This window comes from Citrobacter sp. Awk 4, assembly GCF_028069725.1.
Taxonomy (GTDB): Bacteria; Pseudomonadota; Gammaproteobacteria; order Enterobacterales; family Enterobacteriaceae; genus Citrobacter_D.
This window is the reverse complement of sequence record NZ_JANEWG010000006.1, coordinates 111,230-133,564: the sequence shown is the minus strand read 5'-3', so window position 1 is coordinate 133,564 and position 22,335 is coordinate 111,230. Positions and strand designations below refer to the sequence as shown.

The 22,335-nt window shown below is 51.9% G+C and carries 20 protein-coding genes; 8 read left to right on the top strand and 12 right to left on the bottom strand.

What is annotated here, in order from left to right:
• Positions 1-96 precede the first annotated feature (96 nt).
• The gene (gene envR, locus NNO04_RS04140) at positions 97-759 is read left to right on the top strand and encodes an acrEF/envCD operon transcriptional regulator (protein ID WP_271443600.1); all 663 of its coding nucleotides are present in this window, start codon (positions 97-99) and stop codon (positions 757-759) included.
• 53 nt (positions 760-812) lie between these two features.
• On the opposite strand, the gene NNO04_RS04135 is transcribed toward envR, so the two are convergent.
• From NNO04_RS04135 to acuI, 12 genes are all read right to left on the bottom strand, one after another.
• Positions 813-977, bottom strand: coding sequence for a DUF2556 family protein (locus NNO04_RS04135; RefSeq protein WP_271443599.1), 165 nt, complete (start codon positions 975-977; stop codon positions 813-815).
• 81 nt (positions 978-1,058) lie between these two features.
• On the bottom strand, positions 1,059-1,943 hold the full coding sequence (yhdJ, locus tag NNO04_RS04130) for an adenine-specific DNA-methyltransferase (protein WP_271443598.1): 885 nt from the start codon (positions 1,941-1,943) through the stop codon (positions 1,059-1,061).
• An 86-nt stretch (positions 1,944-2,029) separates the two neighbouring features.
• Entirely contained in the window at positions 2,030-2,326 is a 297-nt protein-coding gene (gene fis / locus NNO04_RS04125) for a DNA-binding transcriptional regulator Fis (RefSeq protein ID WP_000462905.1), read from the bottom strand.
• Positions 2,327-2,351: 25 nt separating this feature from the next.
• Positions 2,352-3,317, bottom strand: a complete 966-nt coding sequence (dusB, locus tag NNO04_RS04120; protein WP_192613679.1) for a tRNA dihydrouridine synthase DusB — start codon at positions 3,315-3,317, stop codon at positions 2,352-2,354.
• A 359-nt stretch (positions 3,318-3,676) separates the two neighbouring features.
• Positions 3,677-4,558 carry a 50S ribosomal protein L11 methyltransferase gene (gene prmA / locus NNO04_RS04115; RefSeq protein WP_271443597.1) on the bottom strand — a complete coding sequence of 294 codons (882 nt, stop codon included), beginning with the start codon at positions 4,556-4,558 and terminating at the stop codon, positions 3,677-3,679.
• Between the two features lie 11 nt (positions 4,559-4,569).
• Positions 4,570-6,021, bottom strand: coding sequence for a sodium/pantothenate symporter (panF, locus tag NNO04_RS04110; RefSeq protein ID WP_271443596.1), 1,452 nt, complete (start codon positions 6,019-6,021; stop codon positions 4,570-4,572).
• Positions 6,011-6,253 carry a YhdT family protein gene (locus NNO04_RS04105; RefSeq protein WP_192613676.1) on the bottom strand — a complete coding sequence of 81 codons (243 nt, stop codon included), beginning with the start codon at positions 6,251-6,253 and terminating at the stop codon, positions 6,011-6,013. Before NNO04_RS04105 ends, panF begins: the two co-directional genes overlap by 11 nt.
• Before the next feature lie 108 nt (positions 6,254-6,361).
• Complete coding sequence (gene accC, locus NNO04_RS04100; RefSeq protein WP_271443595.1) at positions 6,362-7,711, bottom strand: acetyl-CoA carboxylase biotin carboxylase subunit; 1,350 nt, start codon at positions 7,709-7,711, stop codon at positions 6,362-6,364.
• 10 nt (positions 7,712-7,721) lie between these two features.
• Entirely contained in the window at positions 7,722-8,192 is a 471-nt protein-coding gene (accB, locus tag NNO04_RS04095) for an acetyl-CoA carboxylase biotin carboxyl carrier protein (protein ID WP_271443594.1), read from the bottom strand.
• A gap of 394 nt (positions 8,193-8,586) precedes the next feature.
• Positions 8,587-9,186 (bottom strand): protein-methionine-sulfoxide reductase heme-binding subunit MsrQ, encoded by a 600-nt coding sequence (gene msrQ, locus NNO04_RS04090; RefSeq protein WP_271443593.1) that lies wholly within the window; start codon positions 9,184-9,186, stop codon positions 8,587-8,589.
• A complete protein-coding gene (gene msrP, locus NNO04_RS04085) occupies positions 9,187-10,188 on the bottom strand; it encodes a protein-methionine-sulfoxide reductase catalytic subunit MsrP (RefSeq protein ID WP_271443592.1) in 1,002 nt (333 codons plus the stop codon).
• A gap of 76 nt (positions 10,189-10,264) precedes the next feature.
• A complete protein-coding gene (acuI, locus tag NNO04_RS04080) occupies positions 10,265-11,239 on the bottom strand; it encodes an acrylyl-CoA reductase (NADPH) (protein WP_271443591.1) in 975 nt (324 codons plus the stop codon).
• Positions 11,240-11,507: 268 nt separating this feature from the next.
• On the opposite strand from acuI, the gene csrD reads away from it, so the two are divergent.
• The 7 genes from csrD (at position 11,508) to yhdP (ending at position 22,285) form a co-directional block, all read left to right on the top strand.
• The gene (gene csrD, locus NNO04_RS04075; protein WP_271443590.1) at positions 11,508-13,448 is read left to right on the top strand and encodes an RNase E specificity factor CsrD; all 1,941 of its coding nucleotides are present in this window, start codon (positions 11,508-11,510) and stop codon (positions 13,446-13,448) included.
• A 304-nt stretch (positions 13,449-13,752) separates the two neighbouring features.
• Positions 13,753-14,796: a rod shape-determining protein MreB gene (gene mreB / locus NNO04_RS04070; RefSeq protein WP_000913396.1), complete on the top strand. Its 1,044-nt coding sequence runs from the start codon at positions 13,753-13,755 to the stop codon at positions 14,794-14,796.
• Positions 14,797-14,860: 64 nt separating this feature from the next.
• Positions 14,861-15,877 (top strand): rod shape-determining protein MreC, encoded by a 1,017-nt coding sequence (mreC, locus tag NNO04_RS04065; RefSeq protein WP_162379307.1) that lies wholly within the window; start codon positions 14,861-14,863, stop codon positions 15,875-15,877.
• On the top strand, positions 15,877-16,365 hold the full coding sequence (gene mreD / locus NNO04_RS04060; RefSeq protein ID WP_162379308.1) for a rod shape-determining protein MreD: 489 nt from the start codon (positions 15,877-15,879) through the stop codon (positions 16,363-16,365). The genes mreC and mreD overlap by 1 nt, the downstream gene beginning before the upstream one ends.
• Positions 16,366-16,373: 8 nt before the next feature.
• Positions 16,374-16,967 (top strand): Maf family protein, encoded by a 594-nt coding sequence (locus tag NNO04_RS04055; protein WP_271443589.1) that lies wholly within the window; start codon positions 16,374-16,376, stop codon positions 16,965-16,967.
• On the top strand, positions 16,957-18,426 hold the full coding sequence (rng, locus tag NNO04_RS04050; protein ID WP_271443588.1) for a ribonuclease G: 1,470 nt from the start codon (positions 16,957-16,959) through the stop codon (positions 18,424-18,426). The genes NNO04_RS04055 and rng overlap by 11 nt, the downstream gene beginning before the upstream one ends.
• A gap of 58 nt (positions 18,427-18,484) precedes the next feature.
• Positions 18,485-22,285 (top strand): AsmA2 domain-containing protein YhdP, encoded by a 3,801-nt coding sequence (yhdP, locus tag NNO04_RS04045; RefSeq protein ID WP_271443587.1) that lies wholly within the window; start codon positions 18,485-18,487, stop codon positions 22,283-22,285.
• Positions 22,286-22,335: the final 50 nt, after the last annotated feature.

Genomic DNA, 22,335 nt, shown 5'->3' with positions numbered 1-22,335 from the left:
AAAGTAAGTGATACATTACTTCACTATTAAAGATATTATGAGGTTGTATTAATCATCTCTTTATCGTCTCTTACTCTGTCCCAGACACGCTGAATCATGGTTAAAAAAACGAAAGCTGATGCCCTCAAGACCCGACAGCACTTGATTGAAACGGCAATTGCGCAGTTTGCCTTACGCGGTGTAGGCAACACCACCTTAAACGATATCGCGGATGCGGCGAACGTCACACGTGGGGCGATCTATTGGCATTTTGAGAATAAAAATCAGCTTTTTAATGAGTTGTGGTTACAACAACCCGCACTGCGCGATCTTATTCAGGATAGATTAACATCCTCCCCTGGGAGGAACCCTTTACAGGATCTGCGTGAGAAATTAGTTGCTGGTTTACAATATATTGCAGAAAACCCAAGGCAGCAGGCATTATTGCAAATCTTATATCATAAATGTGAATTCCATAACGGCATGATATCAGAACAGGAAATTCGGGATAAAATTGGCTTCAGCCATCAAACAATGCATGAACTATTGCAACAATGCATGGCGAAAAGTTTGATTTCAATCAGCCTTGACTTAGACGTTATATTAATTATTTTGCATGGTAGTTTTAGTGGAATAGTAAAAAACTGGTTAATAAATCCGGCAAGTTATGATCTCTACAACCAGGCGCCTGTGTTAGTCGATAATGTCCTGAGAATGCTAAGCCCAGAGGGATGCGTAATGCAATTGATGCAGGGCGACAACTTCGTAGAGGAGGCATAATTGCCTTTTGAGAACGGTTTTCATCGAACACGAGTGAGTCAATTGCTCTGACCTTACTGGAGGTCGGCACAATTGACCAGTTTGAGGGGATTGACGGAGTTCATATTGCGGCACTTATCATATTCTGTGGTCATTAGCTCGATCCATTGCATGAGCAGTGCATCAAACAGAAAAACAGAAACCGCAAAAACAACCAACCACCAATATTTGCGAATCATTGCCTAACCCCTGCGTTCATGCCTGAATGTGCGGGAAATATACATGAATTTTGATAGTGGAAAAGCAGACTTACAATGCTTTTAATTCGTTGAATCCACACCCGTCTTTTCTGTATTACGGCTCTTTTTCGACAGGTTTTTCGTCTTCCGCTTTTTCACTTTTTCAAGGTCTTTTTCCGAATAATGCGAACTGATGCGCAGTCTTCGCAGACCCATTTTGACGTATTCATTATTGACTTCGATACCGATAAATTTTCGCCCGGCATCTACCGCGACGGCTCCGGTGGTGAAACTCCCTGCAAACGGATCTAACACGGTATCACCCGGATTCGAGGAGGCCAGTACAATCCGCTGTAACAGTGCCGTGGGTTTTTGCGTTGGATGGTTTTCGTATTCATCCATCAAGAAACGCACCCGTGGGAAGTCCCAGACATTTCCGGGGACCTTTTGCTGATTGTAGGGTTGCGGCGGGTTTTTCCTGTAATCGATCAGCGCTCTTTTGGCACCGGTTTTGGCTTCAACCAAAATGTCTTCCCGGTTGAAGGTATAACCTTTGGGGTCTTTGACCATCATCAGGATCGGTTCATACATCGAACCAAAGTAATTTTTAGCCTGCACCCCTGAGCTGTCGTATGACCATACGATACGGCTTTTAATATCAAACAGTTTTCTGCATTTGAGATCGATATGCGGCATGTTTTCGGTACTGTTCATGATATACATCGTGCCCTGTTTCTTCAGTATCCGGTGGCACTCATCGATACATTCAAACAGCCAGGTAAGAAAAACCTCTTCGTTCCATGATTCGATCATGCCGTCGAAGTCTTTTCCGATGTTGTATGGAGGATCGGCAAAGATAAGGTCAACACTACCGGAGGGCAGTTTTTTCAGTTCAGTCAGCGCATCACCATGGATAATTTTTTTAGATTCATCGCCATAGTAGTTGGGGGCAAATCCAGCATTCATGGTCAAGCTCCTGTGTGATGCGAATAAAAAAGGCGCTTCCCCATGCCGAGTAGCGCCTTTTTACACAAGCAATTAGCTAATCGAAATTAGTTCATGCCGTACTTTTTCAATTTTTTACGCAGCGTACCACGGTTGATGCCCATCATCAGGGCAGCGCGGGTCTGGTTACCACGGGTGTATTGCATCACCATGTCCAACAGGGGCTGTTCTACTTCAGCCAGTACCAGCTCATAGAGGTCATTCACATCCTGACCATTCAGTTGAGCAAAATAGTTCTTCAGTGCCTGTTTAACCGAGTCACGCAGGGGTTTTTGGGTTACCTGATCCTGAGAGTTAACGGTAGAAACGGTCAGTACGTCAGAATTTACGCGTTGTTCGAACATAGTTCTGTCAGCTCTTTATTTCTGTTTACGCAAAATTTTCGAAGTATGCCTCCAACGCCACCAGCTGTTCGCTGGCATCCTCAATGGCGTTGAATGTGCGCCGAAACTGGTCATTTGGAGCGTGCTCCTGGAGATACCAGGAGACGTGTTTACGTGCAATTCGGTACCCTTTTGCCTGACCATAAAAGTCATGCAGTTCCCGAACATGCGCGCAAAGCAAGCGCTTAACCTCTGCCAGAGGCAGGGGGGGTAGCAACTCCCCAGTGTCCAGATAATGCTGGATTTCCCGGAAGATCCAGGGTCTTCCCTGAGCTGCACGGCCTATCATAAGGGCGTCCGCCCCCGTATAGTCGAGTACAGCTCTGGCTTTATGCGGGTCAGTTATGTCGCCATTCGCGATAATCGGAATGGAAACTTTCTGCTTAACTGTCCGAATGCTGTCGTACTCAGCGTCTCCATTGAACAAACAGGCGCGGGTGCGTCCATGAATGGTCAGAGCCTGAATGCCACAGTCTTCAGCCAGTTGGGCAATCTCTACGCAGTTACGGTGTTCCGGAGCCCAACCGGTGCGAATCTTGAGTGTGACAGGAACGTCCACAGCACTGACGACCTCATTTAGTATCGACTTCACGAGATCCGGGTACTGTAGTAGGGCTGAACCTGCAAGCTTGCGATTCACTTTTTTAGCCGGACACCCCATATTGATATCAATAATCTGGGCGCCGCTTTCCACGTTAATACGTGCGGCATCGGCCATTTCAACAGGATCGCTACCGGCAATTTGCACCGTGCGAATTCCTGGCTCGTCAACGTGCACCATCCGTAAACGAGATTTGTCGCTTTCCCACACTTGCGGGTTAGAAGACATCATCTCAGATACTGTTAAACCTGCTCCCATCTCATAACACAGCGTCCGAAAAGGTCTGTCAGTAATGCCAGCCATGGGTGCTGCGATCAGGCGATTTCTAAGCTGGTATTGTCCGATGCGCATGAGTTAAGAAATGACCATACTGTGACTGCAAGGCGGCGTATATTACGCATTTTTTGCCCGAGATGAAAGGCCAAACTTTGACCAATCCTCTGAGGTGGATCAAAGAATCGGAGTTAAAGCGAACAGCGATTATTAATAGATTATATAAATCATTGGGTTATAAAATTATGCTGGAATTTTATACGTCTACAATTTTGCGTAACTTCTCATTTTTTCTTCATTGATAAGTGCGCAAACAAGATAATTTGCTGAATTAATCAGCAAATTATCTTCTCACTCTGTGATCTCGACCTCATTACAGGACAGTCCCCGTCACCTCTCAGGGCAAGGGACGTGGTCGAATAACCACGTCAAATGTATTACTTTTTACGACCGGTAATACGGCACCATTCCTCTTTCTCTACTACCGGGTCGAGGGTAAAGAGATCGGCGTATGCTTCACAGACGCTATCCGCCTGGCTGGCAAGGATGCCAGAAAGTCCCAGTAAACCGCCCTCAGTGGGCAGCACGCTGATTAACGGCGCCAGTTCGCGTAATGGGCCCGCCAGGATGTTTGCCACGACGACATCGGCTTTCATGGCTTCTGGCTGGTCTTTCGGCAAATAGAGTTCCAGTCGCTCGGATACTCCATTACGTTGAGCATTGTCACGGCTGGCCTGAATGGCCTGCGGGTCGATATCTACCCCGATCGCTTTTGCCGCCCCCAGTTTCAGGGCCGCAATGGCCAGAATGCCGGAGCCACAGCCAAAGTCGATAACCGTCTTACCCTCCAGGTCGAGTCCATCCAGCCATTGCAGGCACAATGAGGTGGTAGGGTGTGTACCGGTACCAAATGCCAGACCTGGATCCAGCATGACGTTTACGGCGTTTTCATCCGGCACATCACGCCAGCTTGGGCAAATCCACAGACGTTCGCCAAAACGCATTGGGTGGAATTTATCCATCCATTCGCGCTCCCAGTCTTTGTCTTCAAGCTGTTCGATTTTATGTACGAAGCCTGCGCCCAGCAGAGGATGGTTCTCAAGGATGGCCACCACCTCTTTCATGTCAGTTTCGGCGTCGAAAAGACCAATTACATCTGTATCGCCCCACAGGCGAGTCTCACCCGGCAACGGTTCAAACACTGGTGTATCGTGCGTATCCTGAAAAGTGATAGAAACGGCACCCGTTTCCATCAGAGCATCGCTTAACTCTTCAGCATTCGCACCAGTAGTATTCAGTTTCAGTTGGATCCAAGGCATAGCAAAACTCTTTATTTATCAGTAGTCAAAACGGTGGCTTGTGGGGCGGTTGAACCAAAACGGTTTCCGACCAGGAAAGCCAACAAACTTAGCAGCAACGAGGGCACAATAGGGTGAAAGCCCATGTAATGAACATTAAAGGTGGCCAGTACGGCATACAGCACACCACCAACGATCATGGCGCTCAATGCGCCTGCCGCATTCGCGCGCTCCCAATACAGGCCTAGTACCAGAGGCCACAAGAACACCGCCTCCAGCCCGCCGAATGCCAGCAGATTCAACCAGATGATCATCTCAGGTGGTTTCCATGCGGCAAGGAGTAGCAGCGCGCCCAGGACCAGGGTTATTACCGCCGACATCCGCTTGAGCCGTGTTTCATTGGCCATCTGTTCCGGGCGAATGTTCAGATAGAGATCTTTAATGATCGTAGCGGAACTTTGCAGCAACTGGGCGTTGATCGTCGACATGATCGCCGCCATCGGGGCCGCCAAAAAGATCCCAGCGGCAAAGGGAGGTAGAACTTTGACCATCAGTGTCGGGATCACCAGATCGGGCACTGACAGGTCAGGGATGACCGCACGGCCTAACGCCCCCGCCAGGTGCATACCGAACATCAGGATCGCCACCACAATTGTGCCGATAATGATTCCCCGGTGCACCGCTTTACTGTCTTTATAGGAAATGCAGCGCACAGCCGTATGCGGCAGGCCGATAACGCCGAAACAGACCAGTACCCAAAACGAGGTCATAAAGGCTGGCGACAGAATATCGTCCGCACCTTGTGGTGAAACCAGTTTCGGATCGATCGTTTGCAAGGTTTCTACAGCATGACTTAAACCGCCTGCGGCATGCACCACGCCTACCAGCAGGACGATGGTGCCAATCAGCATCACCATGCCTTGCATCGTGTCGTTGAGCACGCTGGCGCGAAAGCCGCCAAATGCAGTGTACAGCGCGATGCTGATACCAAAAATCAGCAAGCCAGTATCGTAGGGGATTCCCGCCGCAGTCTCCAGCAGGCGCGCGCCGCCAATAAATTGCACGGTCATTGCGCCCACAAAAGCCACCAGTAAGCTGAGACTTGCCAGCCACACCAGAAGACGGCTTTGGTAACGGGCAAACAGCATATCGTTAAGCGTCACGGCGTTGTAACGGCGTGCCAGAATGGCAAATTTTTTACCGAGAATACCCAACGAGAGCCAGACTGCAGGTAACTGGATCATTGCCAACAGTACCCAACCCAGCCCGTACTTGTAGGCGGCGCCGGGGCCACCAATAAATGAGCTTGCGCTGACGTAGGTGGCGGTCAGCGTCATTGCCAGCACAATCCCCCCCATCGAGCGACTACCGAGAAAATACTCGTTCAGGAAGGTGCCTGTGGCTCTTTTTCTCATGGCGTAGACCGAGACGCCAAAGACCACCAGAAGATAGGCAACAAGCGGCAAAATGACTTCAAGCTGCATCGTCATCCTCCAGAGGAATATCGCGATAGATAAATTTCACCATTGCCCAACAGAGTAAAATAAAGACCAGCGGCGTTAACAGACAAGCCATTTCAAACCAGTGCGGCAGGCCGGTAATGCCCAACGCCGAATCAGGTAAGTAAGCAGCCACTAACCAAGCTGCCAAATATAAAAGGGTCAGCCACAGCGCCCAGCGCGCTTCTTTATGGGCCTGAACAAAACGTTTGTCCATTTTTTGTCCCTTGTGGATGAAGAAAGCGGGGATTGTACATGATGGGGCTTTACGATCCCCAGAAATAAAAAAGGCCGGATAATCCGGCCTTTCTCAGTAAGCGTATGCTTACTTGTCGTTCATACCGAGTTTCTTCTCCAGATAGTGGATGTTGGTTCCACCATTCTGGAAGTGCTCGTCGGTCATGATACGCATCTGCAGTTCAACGTTGGTTTTGATACCATCGATGATCAGCTCCTGCAGGGCATTCTTCATGCGGGCAATCGCCACATCACGGTTTTCGCCGTAGCAGATAAGTTTACCGATCATTGAGTCATAGTACGGCGGTACGGTGTAACCGGCGTAGATATGAGATTCCCAACGCACACCAAAGCCGCCCGGTGCGTGGAAACGCGTGATTTTACCCGGGCTTGGCAGGAAGGTATTTGGGTCTTCGGCGTTGATACGGCATTCTACCGCATGGCCTTTAACCATAACTTCGTCTTGTTTGATGGACAGAGGCTGACCGGCAGCAATACGCAACTGCTCTTTGATCAGGTCAACACCGGTGATCATTTCGGTAACCGGATGTTCAACCTGAATACGGGTGTTCATTTCAATGAAGTAGAACTCGCCGTTTTCGAACAGGAACTCGAAAGTACCCGCTCCGCGATAGCCGATATCGACACACGCTTTAGAGCAACGCTCGCCGATGTAGCGACGCAGTTCCGGCGTAATGCCCGGTGCTGGAGCTTCTTCGACCACTTTCTGGTGACGACGCTGCATTGAGCAGTCACGTTCTGCCAGATAGATAGCATTACCCTGACCGTCAGCCAGCACCTGAATTTCGATGTGACGTGGGTTTTCCAGGTATTTTTCCATGTAAACCATGTCATTGCTGAAGGCGGCTTTCGCTTCAGCTTTGGTCATGGAGATGGACTGCGCCAGTTCAGCATCGCTACGCACAACGCGCATACCGCGACCGCCGCCACCGCCAGACGCCTTGATGATAACCGGGTAGCCAATGCGTTTAGCATGTGCACGGTTAGCATCCATGTCGTCAGTCAGAGGGCCGTCAGAGCCTGGTACGGTTGGTACACCGGCTTTTTTCATTGCGGTGATTGCAGACACTTTGTCGCCCATCAGGCGGATGGTGTCGGCTTTCGGGCCGATGAAGATAAAGCCAGAGCGTTCAACTTGCTCAGCAAAGTTGGCGTTCTCAGAAAGGAAGCCGTAACCCGGATGAATTGCCACCGCGCCGGTGATTTCAGCGGCGCTGATGATAGCCGGGATGTTCAAATAGCTTTTTACGGACGGAGCCGGGCCAATACAGACCGTCTCATCCGCCAGCAATACGTGTTTTAAATCGCGATCCGCGCTTGAGTGCACAGCGACAGTCTTGATGCCCAGTTCTTTACAGGCACGAAGAATACGCAGTGCGATCTCGCCGCGGTTGGCGATAACAATTTTATCCAGCATGTTCGCCTCGTTATTCGATGACGACCAGCGGCTCGTCAAATTCTACCGGTTGACCACTTTCGACCAGAATCGCTTTCACCACGCCGGATTTATCGGCTTCGATCTGGTTCATCATTTTCATGGCTTCAACGATGCACAGGGTATCGCCCGCGTTAACTTTCTGACCGATTTCGATGAACGCTTTTGCATCCGGGCTCGGCGTGCGGTAGAAGGTACCAACCATCGGGGAGCGTACGATGTGACCACTGATTTCCGCTGCAGCAGGCGCTTCCATCGCTGGAGTTGTCGCTGAGGCGACAGCGTTAGACAGAGCTGGCTGCTGCATCATTGGTGCAGCGTAAGCTTGTTGCATCACTGGGAAACCTGCATTTGGCGCCGCACGGCTGATGCGTACAGACTCTTCGCCTTCAGAAATTTCCAGTTCGGAGATGCCTGATTCTTCAACCAGCTCGATCAGTTTTTTAATCTTACGAATATCCATGAGTGGGTTCCGTACTCTTTGTTTAGTGTGATTGTGACAGGCGTTTTACTGCCGTCTGTAAAGCGTATGTCCCGCTGCTGGCAGCCATAAGTGAATCTCCAGTCAGGTCGGGACGCCGGTACATTTGGCCTCACGTTGTTATATGAGACTTGTCGGACATTGTGCTGCGATCTTCTGCAATCCTCCGGCAAAAAACAAAATATACCTTCAATGCGCGAATGTCACCTTTTCAGCGGCTTAAAAACACTGTCAGGGAAACCAAAGTCGCACATTATAACGATTTCGTAGCAATTGGCAGCTAAATACTGGTCTTATCAGGGAAGATAATCAACCGCTAACCTGTAAACACCACCAGAGAGTCTGTGTTTTGCAACAAGCTGCACATATCGGGCAACTACCGCCACCACTGGCGGAACTTCTTGTAACGCCATGTCAAAAGCGCGAACGCAAGCAGCGCATAAATGATCGGTTGCGGGGAGATAATTTTTACCGACCACAGGTAATGAATGGGGGCAAGGATCGCCACAAGATAGACGAAGTTGTGCAAAAGTTGCCAGCGTTTACCCAGTTTTCGTTGTGCAGCCTGCGTGGACGTTAATGTGAGGGCTAACAATATAGCCCAACTGATAATGCCCAGCACCAGATAGGGTCGCGTAATCAACTCGCGACCGAGCAGAGCAAGATTATGAATACCTAACTCCAGCAGCGCATAGCTGGTCAAATGCAGTGTCGCCCAGGCGAAACACCATAGCCCTAATAAGCGACGGATGCGTATCAATAATGGCTGTTTAGCGTAGCGCGACAGGGGGGAGACGAGCAAGGTCGCCAGGAGGAATTTCAGTGCAGTCCTACCGGTAAAGTGTTGAATATCTTTGACGGGATCAGCGCTTAACCCTCCGTTGTTCACTGCCCAGATGAGCCACAAAAAGGGTAACAAACCGGCGAGATGTAAAAGCACTTTCAGCCAGGTTACCTGTTTTACCGATAATCGCACTTAGAAATTCTCCCGCAAATTCAAACCGCGATAGAGAGCGGCAACGTCATCGGCATAACCGTTGAACAAAAGTGTAGGCTGGCGTTGCACATCCAGAATACCGCCTGACCCGATAAAACGTTCTGTCGCTTGCGACCAGCGAGGATGATCGACCTGTGGGTTCACATTTGCATAAAAACCGTACTCGTTAGGCGCGGCCAGATTCCAGGTAGTAGGGGGGCGTTCACGGGTCAATTTGATACTCACAATCGACTTTATCCCTTTAAAACCATACTTCCACGGTACCGTTAAACGGATAGGGGCGCCGTTTTGCGGGGGGAGCGCTTTGCCATATACCCCCACGGTGAGCAGCGTGAGCGGGTGCATCGCTTCATCCAGACGCAGTCCCTCAACATAGGGATATTTCAACCCTCCGCCGATAAAACGATCTTTTTGCCCCGGCATTTGGTCAGGGGCGTAGAGCGTTTCGAAGGCAACATATTTGGCGTTGCTGGTGGGTTCAACCAGTGCCAGCAATTTATGCAGAGGAAAACCAACCCAGGGGACGACCATGGACCATGCTTCAACACAACGCATACGGTAAATTCGCTCTTCAAGCGGAAAACGTGTGGTGAGCGCATCATGATCCAGCGTTAAGGGTTTTGCCACCTCACCGCTGATCTTCAGAGTCCAGGGATCGGTTTTCAGGCTGCCTGCATTGGCTGCCGGGTCTGCTTTATCCAGGCCAAACTCGTAGAAGTTGTTATAGCCGGAGACTTTATCTGCTGGCGTTAACGGAAGATCGTTTTGCCAGGCGGAAGGCTTACTAAACTTCAGCGGCTTACCGGCAGGCGCTGGTGGGCGATCGTTTCCCTTAAACCAGTCCAGGAGATCGGCATGGGCAGTGGTGGGCAGTGACAGGGCAGCAGCGCTGATCCCTAACGCCTTAAGGACCTGACGGCGCCGCATCATAAATACCGATTCCGCAGTCACATCAGCTTCAGTGAATTTTTTGCCGTTCATGGCACCCTCCGTCATGTTTTTTCTAATCATGGCGGAGGGGAGGGATTAACGCGAATATGTCACGAAAATTTGAAGATTAGGCGATTTTAACCAGCGTGCGGCCTTGTACCTGGTTATTAATGATGGCATTGGCAAACGTTGGTGCGTCAGCCAGGGCAATTTCCGTTGCTGCCTGCGTATAGAAGGATTCCGGCAGATCATTAGCCAGACGTTTCCATGCTTGCGCACGGCGAGCAGCGGGGGTCATGACCGAATCGACACCCTGCAAACGTACATTGCGCAGAATAAAGGGCATCACGGTGGTGGGCAGAGTAAACCCACCCGCCAGTCCGCAAGCGGCGACACAGCCGCCGTAGTTCATTTGCGCCAGCACTTTTGCCAACACTTTGTCGCCGACAGTATCAATTGCGCCAGCCCAGAGCTGTTTCTCCAGTGGGCGGGATTCGGCAAATTCATCGCGGCCGAGAATGCGGTTGGCACCCAGGCTACGCAGGTAGTCATGGGTACTTTCACGGCCCGATACCGCCGCAACCTGATACCCCAGCTTACGCAGCAGCGCGACGGCGGTACTGCCCACACCACCGCTGGCGCCAGTGACCACAATCTCGCCGTCTTCAGGGCGGATGCCCGCATCTTCCAGCGCCATTACGCACAGCATTGCCGTAAATCCGGCGGTGCCGATGACCATCGCTTTACGGCTATCCAACCCTTGCGGAAGGGCGACCAGCCAGTCGCCTTTCACCCGTGCGCGTTCTGCCAGACCGCCCCAGTGGTTTTCACCCACTCCCCAACCGGTCAGTAACACCTCTTGCCCTGCATGAAAACGGGGATCTTCGCTTGCGCAAACCGTACCGGCGAAATCAATACCAGGAATCATCGGAAAGTTACGGATAATTTTACCTGTGCCCGTGATGGCGAGTGCGTCTTTGTAGTTCAGGCTTGACCAGTGTATGTCCACCGTCACATCACCTTCCGGTAGTCGGCTTTCTTCGAGGGTCTGCACGGATGCGAGGGTTTTACCGTCCTGCTGTTCTAAGATCAAAGCCTGCATAACCTGTCCTCAATTTGCATGTGCCCGTCGTTTTTCAAGCGGCGACCCGAAATTCATTGGGCATCGTGGATTGGAAAATTATCTACGAAGACTATACTCGCTAATTAAAACGTGATGTCGATTCAGCGCAATAAATTGCCAGATATACCTGATTTGGTAGTATGCCCGCAGACTTTGCGCAACAGAGCGAATCTCGTGTTTAGTTTTGCGTTTTTGCGTCGCTTTATCACTCTTTTGCTGCTTTATAACTATCGGAGTTAACACAAGGATGCGATTAACGACGAAATTTTCAGCCTTTGTTACGTTGCTTACTGGGCTAACGATCTTTGTGACACTTATTGGCTGTTCGCTGAGTTTTTACAACGCCATTCAGAACAAGTACTCCAGCCGTGTTCAGGCGGTCGCCACGGCAATCGATACTCACCTCGTCTCCAGCGATTTCGTCACGTTGACGCCTCGGGTTAACGAACTGATGATGTCGGCAGATATTGTGCGCGCTGATTTTCTGCAGGGAACAAAGCAGGTTTACAGCTATTCACGTCATGGCAGCTATCGTCCGGCAGGCTCCAATAATGTTTACCGTGAGCTGACGGTGCCATTGGTGAAACATCCTGGAATGTCATTACATCTGGTGTACCAGGATCCGATGGGGAATTATTTCCATTCGCTGATGACCACAGCACCGCTGACGCTGGCAATTGGATTCATTATTCTCATGCTGTTTCTGGCGGTGCGTTGGCTGCAGCGTCAGCTTTTCGGCCAGGAGCTTCTGGAGGTGCGTTCGACGCGCATTTTAAACGGTGAGCGGGGGCCAAACGTACGTGGCTCAGTGTATGAGTGGCCAGCGCGAACCAGTAGCGCGCTCGACATGCTGCTCTCTGAAATTCAGAATGCCCGCGAACAACGCAGTCGGCTGGACACGTTGATCCGCTCTTACGCAGCGCAGGATATAAAAACAGGGCTGGGTAACCGCCTGTTTTTTGATAATCAACTGGCTACGTTGCTGGAAGACCAGGAGAAGGTCGGCGCGCATGGTGTGGTGATGATGATCCGGCTACCTGACTTTAATCTTCTGCGCGACAGTTGGGGGCGAAACCTTGCCGAAGAGCAGTTGTTCATGCTTATTAATCTGCTCTCGACATTCATCATGCGCTATCCCGGTTCGCTACTGGCGCGCTATCACCGCAGCGACTTCGCTGTTTTATTACCACACCGCACACTGAAAGAATCGGAAAGTATTGCCGGGCAATTGCTCAAAGCGGTCGATGCGTTACCGGTGAATAAAATGCTCGATCGTGATGACATGGTGCATATTGGTATTTGCGCCTGGCGCAGCGGGCAGTCAACGGAACAAGTGATGGAACATGCTGAAGCCGCCACTCGCAATGCCGTATTGCAGGGGGGGAACAGTTGGGCGGTTTATGACGATTCCCTGCCGGAAAAAGGCCGTGGCAACGTGCGCTGGCGTACGCTTATTGAGCAGATGTTGACTCGCGGTGGGCCACGAATTTATCAAAAACCGGCGGTGACGCGTGAAGGTCGTGTACACCATCGGGAGCTGATGTGTCGCATTTTTGATGGTGAGGAAGAGGTGATTGCTGCGGAATACATGCCGATGGTGCTGCAGTTTGGCTTGTCGGAAGAGTATGACCGCCTGCAGATCAGCCGCCTGATCCCATTATTAGGTTACTGGCCGCAAGAATCCCTGGCCATGCAGGTAACGGTGGAGTCGTTAATTCGTCCCCGTTTCCAGCGCTGGTTGCGTGATACCTTGATGCAGTGCGAAAAATCGTATCGCAAACGCATAATTATTGAACTTGCAGAGGCGGATGTGTGTCAACACATCAGCCGATTACAGCCGGTGATTCGTCTGGTGAACGCACTTGGCGTTAGGGTGGCGGTTACGCAGGCTGGTTTGACGCTGGTAAGTACCAGTTGGATTAAAGAACTCAATGTCGAATTACTCAAGCTGCATCCCGGTCTGGTGAGAAACATTGAGAAGCGAACAGAGAACCAACTGTTGGTTCAAAGTCTGGTGGAAGCCTGTACAGGCACCCATACGCAGGTTTACGCCACAGGCGTTCGATCGCGTAGCGAGTGGCACACACTGACTGAACGCGGAGTGGCGGGTGGACAGGGCGATTTTTTTGCCTCATCACAGCCACTTGACACAAACGTGAAAAAATATTCGCAAAGATACTCGGTTTAACCTGCCGTTTAATTTGTTTTCACGTAGAATAACGCGCGCTGTGCCTCATGGGGGTGTGCTTGTCTGCTCGCCAGATTGTTGCAGCAAATATGCAGGTGAATGACCTTTGACAGGTTGCAAATGCGGGCGAGGATGGCTGCTGTACTCAGCCCTGAGGGACTCAGGCAGAGATTTGTAACAAAGGAAACGAACTGCACTAATTTTCACCGTAGCAGATGATTTTTGCGCCTTGTCGCTGCTGCGTGTGGTTGGTAAAGTAAGCGGATTTTGTTTTCCGCCCCAGCTTTCAGGATTATCCCTTAGTATGTTGAAAAAATTTCGTGGCATGTTTTCCAATGACCTGTCCATTGACCTGGGTACCGCGAATACCCTTATTTATGTAAAAGGACAAGGCATCGTATTGAATGAGCCTTCCGTTGTGGCCATTCGTCAGGATCGTGCCGGCTCACCAAAAAGCGTGGCGGCAGTAGGTCATGATGCGAAGCAGATGCTGGGGCGTACGCCGGGCAATATCGCTGCGATTCGCCCAATGAAAGACGGCGTAATCGCTGACTTCTTCGTGACTGAAAAAATGCTCCAGCACTTCATCAAGCAAGTGCACAGCAACAGCTTTATGCGTCCAAGTCCTCGCGTACTGGTGTGTGTTCCGGTTGGCGCGACTCAGGTTGAACGTCGTGCGATTCGTGAATCAGCTCAGGGCGCAGGCGCTCGTGAAGTGTTCCTGATTGAAGAACCGATGGCAGCGGCAATTGGTGCCGGTCTGCCAGTTTCCGAAGCAACCGGTTCCATGGTTGTCGATATCGGTGGCGGTACCACTGAAGTTGCGGTTATCTCCCTGAACGGTGTGGTTTACTCTTCTTCCGTACGTATTGGTGGCGACCGCTTCGACGAAGCGATCATCAACTATGTGCGTCGCAATTACGGCTCTCTGATCGGTGAAGCCACCGCAGAACGTATTAAACACGAAATCGGCTCTGCCTATCCGGGCGACGAAGTGCGCGAAATCGAAGTTCGCGGGCGTAACCTGGCTGAAGGTGTTCCACGTGGCTTTACCCTGAACTCAAACGAGATTCTGGAAGCGCTGCAGGAACCGCTGACCGGTATCGTGAGCGCGGTGATGGTTGCACTGGAACAGTGTCCGCCTGAACTGGCGTCCGACATCTCCGAGCGTGGAATGGTTCTGACCGGCGGTGGCGCGTTGCTGCGTAATCTTGACCGTCTGTTAATGGAAGAGACCGGTATCCCAGTCGTTGTTGCTGAAGATCCGCTGACCTGTGTGGCGCGCGGCGGCGGCAAGGCGCTGGAAATGATCGACATGCACGGCGGCGACCTGTTTAGCGAAGAGTAGTCGAGTGCAGGCAGGGTAGCCCGCAGGCTGCCCTTCCGCTCTGACACGAGAATACGCATAGCCTATGAAGCCCATTTTTAGCCGTGGCCCGTCGCTACAGATTCGCCTCATTCTGGCGGTGCTGGTTGCGCTCGGCGTGATTATTGCCGACAGCCGCCTCGGTGCGTTCAGTCAAATTCGAACGTACATGGATACCGCCGTCAGTCCTTTCTACTTTATTTCAAATGGTCCCCGTGAATTGCTCGACGGCGTGTCGCAAACGCTGGCGTCGCGTGACCAGCTCGAACTTGAAAACCGGGCGTTGCGCCAGGAACTGCTGCTGAAAAACAGCGAAATACTGATGCTGGGGCAATATAAACAGGAGAACGCGCGTTTGCGTGAGCTGCTGGGTTCGCCGCTGCGTCAGGATGAGCAAAAGATGGTGACCCAGGTCATCTCAACGGTGAATGACCCTTACAGCGATCAGGTAGTGATCGACAAAGGCAGCGTTAACGGCGTTTATGAAGGCCAGCCGGTCATCAGTGACAAAGGCGTAGTCGGTCAGGTTGTTGCGGTAGCAAAACTGACCAGCCGTGTGCTGCTGATTTGCGACGCGACGCACGCACTGCCGATTCAGGTACTGCGTAACGATATTCGCGTTATCGCTGCGGGCAATGGTTGCACTGATGATTTGCAGCTTGAGCATTTACCAGCCAATACCGATATTCGCGTTGGCGATGTGCTGGTGACATCCGGTCTGGGTGGTCGGTTCCCGGAAGGGTATCCGGTTGCCGTGGTCTCTTCCGTTAAGCTGGATACTCAGCGTGCTTACACCGTGATTCAGGCCCGTCCGACGGCGGGGTTACAGCGCCTGCGTTACCTGTTGTTGCTGTGGGGCGCTGATCGTAACGGTGCGAACCCCATGACACCGGAAGAAGTACACCGTGTAGCAAATGAACGCCTGATGCAGATGATGCCGCAAGTTCTTCCTGCGCCAGACGCGATGGGGCCGCCTGCGCCCGTTCCAGCTCCTGCGACAGGGATAACCCAACCGCCAGCGGAGGCAACGACGCCACCGCCACGCGCGCCGGGGGGGCAATAGTGGCAAGTTATCGTAGCCAGGGACGCTGGGTTATCTGGCTCTCGTTCCTGATAGCACTTTTGCTGCAAGTCATGCCCTGGCCGGACGACATTATCGTCTTCCGGCCAAACTGGGTGTTGCTCATCTTGTTGTACTGGACCCTCGCGCTACCGCACCGCGTAAATGTCGGCACGGGATTTGTGATGGGTGCCATACTGGATTTGATCAGCGGCTCAACGCTTGGCGTGCGGGCCTTGTCAATGAGCATCATCGCCTATTTGGTCGCACTGAAATTTCAGCTATTCAGAAACCTGGCGCTCTGGCAGCAGGCGCTGGTGGTTATGCTACTTTCTCTGGTCGTCGATATTATTGTTTTCTGGTCCGAGTTTTTAGTGATCAACGTCTCTTTCAGACCTGAAGTATTCTGGAGTAGTGTAGTAAATGGTGTGCTCTGGCCATGGTTATTCTTGCTGATGCGTAAAGTGCGTCAGCAGTTCGCGGTGCAATAAAGGTTTTTATGACGTCTCTGTATTTAGCTTCCGGTTCTCCGCGTCGTCAGGAGCTGTTAACGCAGCTTGGCGTCTCTTTTGAACGTATCCTTACCGGTGTTGAAGAAAAACGCGGTGAGGGAGAAAGCGCTCAACAGTATGTTTCTCGTCTGGCGCGAGAAAAGGCGCAAGCGGGCGTAGCGCAAACGCCGCGTGATTTACCGGTGCTGGGCGCAGATACCATCGTTATCCTGGGTGGTGAAGTGCTGGAAAAACCGCGAGATGCTGCGCATGCGGCGCAGATGTTGCGCAAAATGTCCGGACAAACGCACCAGGTGATGACTGCCGTTGCGCTGGCTGATAGCCAGTACGTACTGGATTGCCTGGTGGTGACGGAAGTGACCTTCAGAGCACTGACCGACGAGGACATCGCAGACTATGTGGCTAGCGGTGAACCGATGGATAAAGCAGGTGCATACGGTATTCAGGGGCTGGGTGGCTGTTTTGTCAGGAAGATAAATGGCAGCTATCACGCCGTGGTCGGCTTACCGCTGGTTGAAACGTATGAGTTGCTGAGTAATTTTAACTCACTGCGTGAGAAAAGGGATACACATGACGGCTGAATTGTTGGTAAACGTAACGCCATCGGAAACCCGAGTGGCGTACATTGATGGCGGTATTCTTCAGGAAATTCATATTGAACGTGAGGCGCGACGCGGAATAGTAGGCAATATCTACAAAGGTCGTGTGAGTCGCGTACTTCCGGGTATGCAGGCGGCTTTTGTAGATATTGGACTGGATAAAGCCGCATTTCTTCACGCTTCAGACATTATGCCGCACACCGAGTGTGTGGCCGGTGAGGAACAAAAAAACTTCACCGTGCGTGACATCTCAGAGTTAGTGCGTCAGGGACAGGATCTGATGGTACAGGTGGTTAAAGATCCGCTCGGTACCAAAGGCGCACGACTGACCACGGATATTACGCTGCCTTCCCGTTATCTCGTCTTTATGCCTGGCGCATCACACGTTGGTGTTTCTCAACGTATTGAAAGCGAAGCCGAACGTGAACGCCTGAAAAATGTGGTCGCTGATTATTGCGACGAGCAGGGCGGATTTATCATTCGTACGGCGGCGGAAGGGGTATGCGAAGAGGATCTGGCCTCAGATGCCGCTTATCTCAAACGCGTCTGGACCAAAGTCATGGAGCGTAAAAAGCGCCCGCAAACTCGCTATCAGATGTATGGCGAACTGGCGCTGGCACAGCGTGTTTTACGCGATTTTGCCGACGCGCAACTCGACCGGATCCGTGTGGATTCCCGCCTGACTTACGAGGCGCTGCTGGATTTCACCGCAGAATATATTCCAGAAATGACCAGTAAGCTGGAACACTACAGCGGACGTCAGCCCATTTTTGATCTCTTTGATGTCGAAAACGAAATCCAGCGGGCGCTGGAGCGCAAAGTTGAGCTGAAATCTGGCGGTTATCTGATTATCGATCAGACTGAAGCCATGACCACCGTTGATATTAATACGGGAGCGTTTGTCGGTCATCGAAACCTCGATGACACGATCTTCAATACCAACATTGAAGCGACGCAGGCCATTGCCCGGCAACTGAGATTGCGCAATTTGGGCGGGATTATCATTATCGATTTTATCGACATGAATAATGAAGATCACCGACGCCGCGTGCTGCATTCACTGGAGCAGGCGCTCAGCAAAGATCGCGTGAAGACCAGCATCAACGGCTTTTCGCAACTGGGGCTGGTGGAGATGACGCGCAAGCGTACACGCGAAAGCGTGGAACATGTGCTATGCAATGAGTGTCCGACTTGCCACGGGCGCGGTACGGTGAAAACGGTTGAAACCGTCTGCTATGAGATTATGCGTGAAATTGTCCGCGTTCATCATGCCTACGACTCTGACCGATTCCTGGTCTATGCTTCTCCTTCCGTTGCGGAGACGCTAAAAGGCGAGGAGTCGCATGCGTTGGCTGAAGTGGAAATCTTCGTCGGCAAGCAGGTCAAAGTGCAAATTGAACCGCTCTATAACCAGGAGCAATTTGACGTGGTCATGATGTAAACAGGCAATAAGCCGCAGATAACTGGCGGCTTGTTTTTGGGTAGACAAGGAGAGACGCGTGAGGCGATTGCCGGGGATTTTATTGCTCACTGGAGCCGCGCTCGTTGTCATCGCAGCGCTGCTGGTCAGTGGACTGCGCCTTGCGTTGCCCCATCTGGACAGCTGGCGACCGACAATTCTTTCCCGAATTGAGTCGGCAACGGGGATCCCTGTTGCTGCCAGCCAACTGAGCGCCAACTGGCAAAATTTCGGCCCTACGCTTGAAGCGAGGGATATTCACGCCAGACTGAAAGATGGCGGTGAGCTCTCCATAAAGCGCGTCACGCTGGCTCTGGATGTCTGGCAAAGTCTGCTAAACATGCGCTGGCAGTTTCGTGACCTGACCTTCTGGCAGTTGGATATCCGCACCAATACGCCGATCCAACGCAGCGATAGCGGTGACGGGTTTGAAACCAACCGCATTAGCGATCTCTTCCTGCGCCAGTTTGATCACTTCGATCTGCGCAACAGCCAAATCAGTTTTCTTACCCTTTCAGGCCAGCGCGCTGAACTGGCGATCCCACAACTTACCTGGCTAAACGGCAAAGGCAGACACCGTGCTGAAGGGCAGGTTAGCCTCTCCAGCCTCACCGGTCAGCATGGCGTAATGCAGGTTCGTATGGATCTGCGAGACGATGAAGGATTGCTGAATAATGGTCGGGTCTGGTTACAGGCTGATGACATTGACGTGACCCCGTGGCTGGGCAAATGGATGCAGGACAATGTGGCGTTACAGACGGCACGTTTTAGCCTTGAAGGTTGGATGACGCTTAATAAAGGCGAAGTCTCCGGTGGTGATATCTGGCTCAAACAGGGCGGTGCGACCTGGAAGGGTGACAATAAGGCCCACTCTTTTTCCGTCGACAATCTGACCGCGCATATCAGCCGCGAACAGCCCGGGTGGCAATTTTATATTCCGAATACCAGCATAACGCTGGATAACAAGCCCTGGCCGCGCGGGGCGCTGACATTAGCCTGGGTTCCGGAACAGGAAGTGGGCGGGCAGAACAATAAACGTAGTGATGAATTACGTATTCGCGCCAGTAACCTTGAACTGTCCGATATGGATGGGCTGCGCCCTGTCGTCACCAAACTCTCCCCTGCGTTGGGCGACATCTGGCAAGCCACACAGCCGAGCGGAAAAATTGACATCCTGGCGCTGGATATTCCCCTGCAGGCGACTGAAAAAACCCGCTTCCAGGCCTCATGGAATGATCTGGCCTGGAAGCAATGGAAACTGTTACCCGGTGCGGAGAATTTCTCCGGCACGTTGTCGGGTAGCGTTGAAAATGGTGCGCTGACGGCCTCGATGCAACAGGCCAAAATGCCGTATGAAACCGTCTTTCGTGCACCATTGGAAATTGAACGCGGCGTAGCAACATTGAACTGGCTGAAGAACGATAAAGGTTTTCAGTTAGACGGGCGCAATATCGACGTTAAGGCAAAAGCGGTCCATGCGCACGGTGGTTTCCGTTATCTGCAACCTGCGGGCGATGAACCCTGGCTAGGCATTCTGGCGGGCATCAGTACGGACGACGGTTCTCAGGCCTGGCGCTATTTCCCGGAAAACTTGATGGGTACCGCGCTGGTCGATTACTTGAGTGGCGCGATTCAGGGGGGCCAGGCAGATAATGCCACGCTGGTCTATGGCGGTAATCCGCGCTTGTTCCCGTATAAACATAATGAAGGTCAGTTCCAGGTGCTGGTGCCGCTGCGTAATGCGAAATTTGCGTTTCAGCCTGACTGGCCCGCGCTGACCGATCTCAATATTGAGCTCAACTTCCTGAACGATGGTCTGTGGATGAAGACCGATGGTGTCAATTTAGGAGGTGTCAGGGCCAGTAATTTGACGGCGAATATCCCTGACTATAGCAAAGAAAAACTGTTGATTGATGCGGATATCAAGGGACCGGGTAAGGCGGTAGGTCCCTATTTCGACGAGACGCCGCTGAAGGATTCTCTCGGTGCGACGCTGGAACAACTCCAGATAGACGGTGATGTGAATGCTCGCTTACATCTCGATATCCCGCTGGATGGCGAGCAGGTGACGGCAAAAGGCGATGTTTCGTTGAATAACAATAGCTTGTTCATTCAACCGCTCGACAGCACGCTGAAAAATCTGACCGGCAAATTTAGTTTTGTGAATGGCAATCTCAAGAGCGAACCGCTGACGGCGCACTGGTTTAATCAGCCGTTGAATGTGGATTTCTCTACCAACGAAGGCGCAAAAGCCTATCAGGTTGCGGTCAATCTTAAGGGTAACTGGCAGCCTGCCCGCATGGGTGTACTGCCAGTGCAAGTCGGTGACGCGCTAAACGGGAGCATGGCGTGGAACGGTAAAGTAGGGATCGATCTCCCGTATCACGCAGGTGCGACGTACAACATCGATATGACGGGCGATCTGCGAAATGTAAGTAGTCACTTACCTGCGCCGTTAAATAAACAGTCTGGTGAACCCTTGCCTGTGAATATTAAAGCAACGGGTGACTTGCAGAGTTTCGACCTGACAGGCAGCGCTGGCAATAATAACCATTTTAATACCCGCTGGCTGCTGAATCACAAATTGACGCTGGACCGCGCTATCTGGACAACCGACAGCCACACAACGCCGCAACTGCCGGAGAAGGAAGGTGTCGAACTCAATCTGCCGGCAATGGATGGCGCAGAATGGTTGGCGCTGTTCCAGAAAGGTGCGGCGGATAATGTCGGCGCCAATGCAAATTTCCCTCAGCGTATTACGCTGCGTACGCCTTCTCTGTCGCTTGGCGGGCAGCAGTGGAATAACCTGAGTATTGTCTCAGAACCGTCGTCGAATGGCGCTCAGGTTGCTGCACAGGGGAGAGAGATCAACGCCACGCTGGCGATGCGTAATAACGCGCCATGGCTGGCAAATATTAAGTACCTCTATTACAACCCGAACGTAGCGAAGAGTAGCGGAAGCGCGCCGTCTCCGTCACCGTTCTCGTCGAATGACCGCGTGAGTTTCCGTGGCTGGCCGGACGCACAACTGCGTTGTGAAGAGTGCTGGATGTGGGGACAAAAATACGGGCGTATCGACGGGGATGTCGGCATCAAAGGTGACACGCTGACGCTGTCTAATGGGTTACTGGATACCGGTTTCGCCCGCCTGACGGTAGACGGCGAGTGGGTGAATGTCCCTGGCCGTGAACGCACATCACTCAAAGGTAAATTGCGCGGTAACAAGATTGACGCCGCTGCGGGATTCTTTGGTTTCTCAACCCCGATTCGTAATGCGTCGTTTAATGTGGATTACGATCTGCACTGGCGTAACCCGCCGTGGCAACCCGAAGAAGCCTCGCTTAACGGTATTTTAAAAGTGCATCTTGGCAAAGGTGAGATCACGGAGCTGAGTACCGGTCATGCCGGTCAATTACTGCGTTTGCTGAGTTTTGATGCCCTGCTGCGTAAGTTGCGTTTTGATTTCAGTGATACCTTTAACGAAGGTTTTTATTTCGATTCCATTCGCAGTACGGCATGGATTAAAGACGGCGTCATGAATACGGATGACACGCTGGTGGATGGCCTGGAGGCCGATATCGCTATGAAGGGGTCGGTGAACCTGGTGCGTCGGGAGCTCAATCTGGAGGCGGTAGTGGCGCCGGAGATCTCCGCGACGGTGGGTGTGGCGGCGGCGTTTGCGGTTAACCCGATTGTCGGTGCGGCAGTGTTTGCCGCCAGTAAAGTGCTGGGGCCGCTGTGGAGCAAAGTGTCGATTCTGCGCTATCGCATCACGGGTCCGGTAGACAAACCGCAGATTAACGAAGTCCTGCGTCAGGCGCGTAAAGAAAGTCCGCAATGATTTGACGGGGGCGAGTAATTGCCCCAATCTCAGTAAATAGATCTTCTACC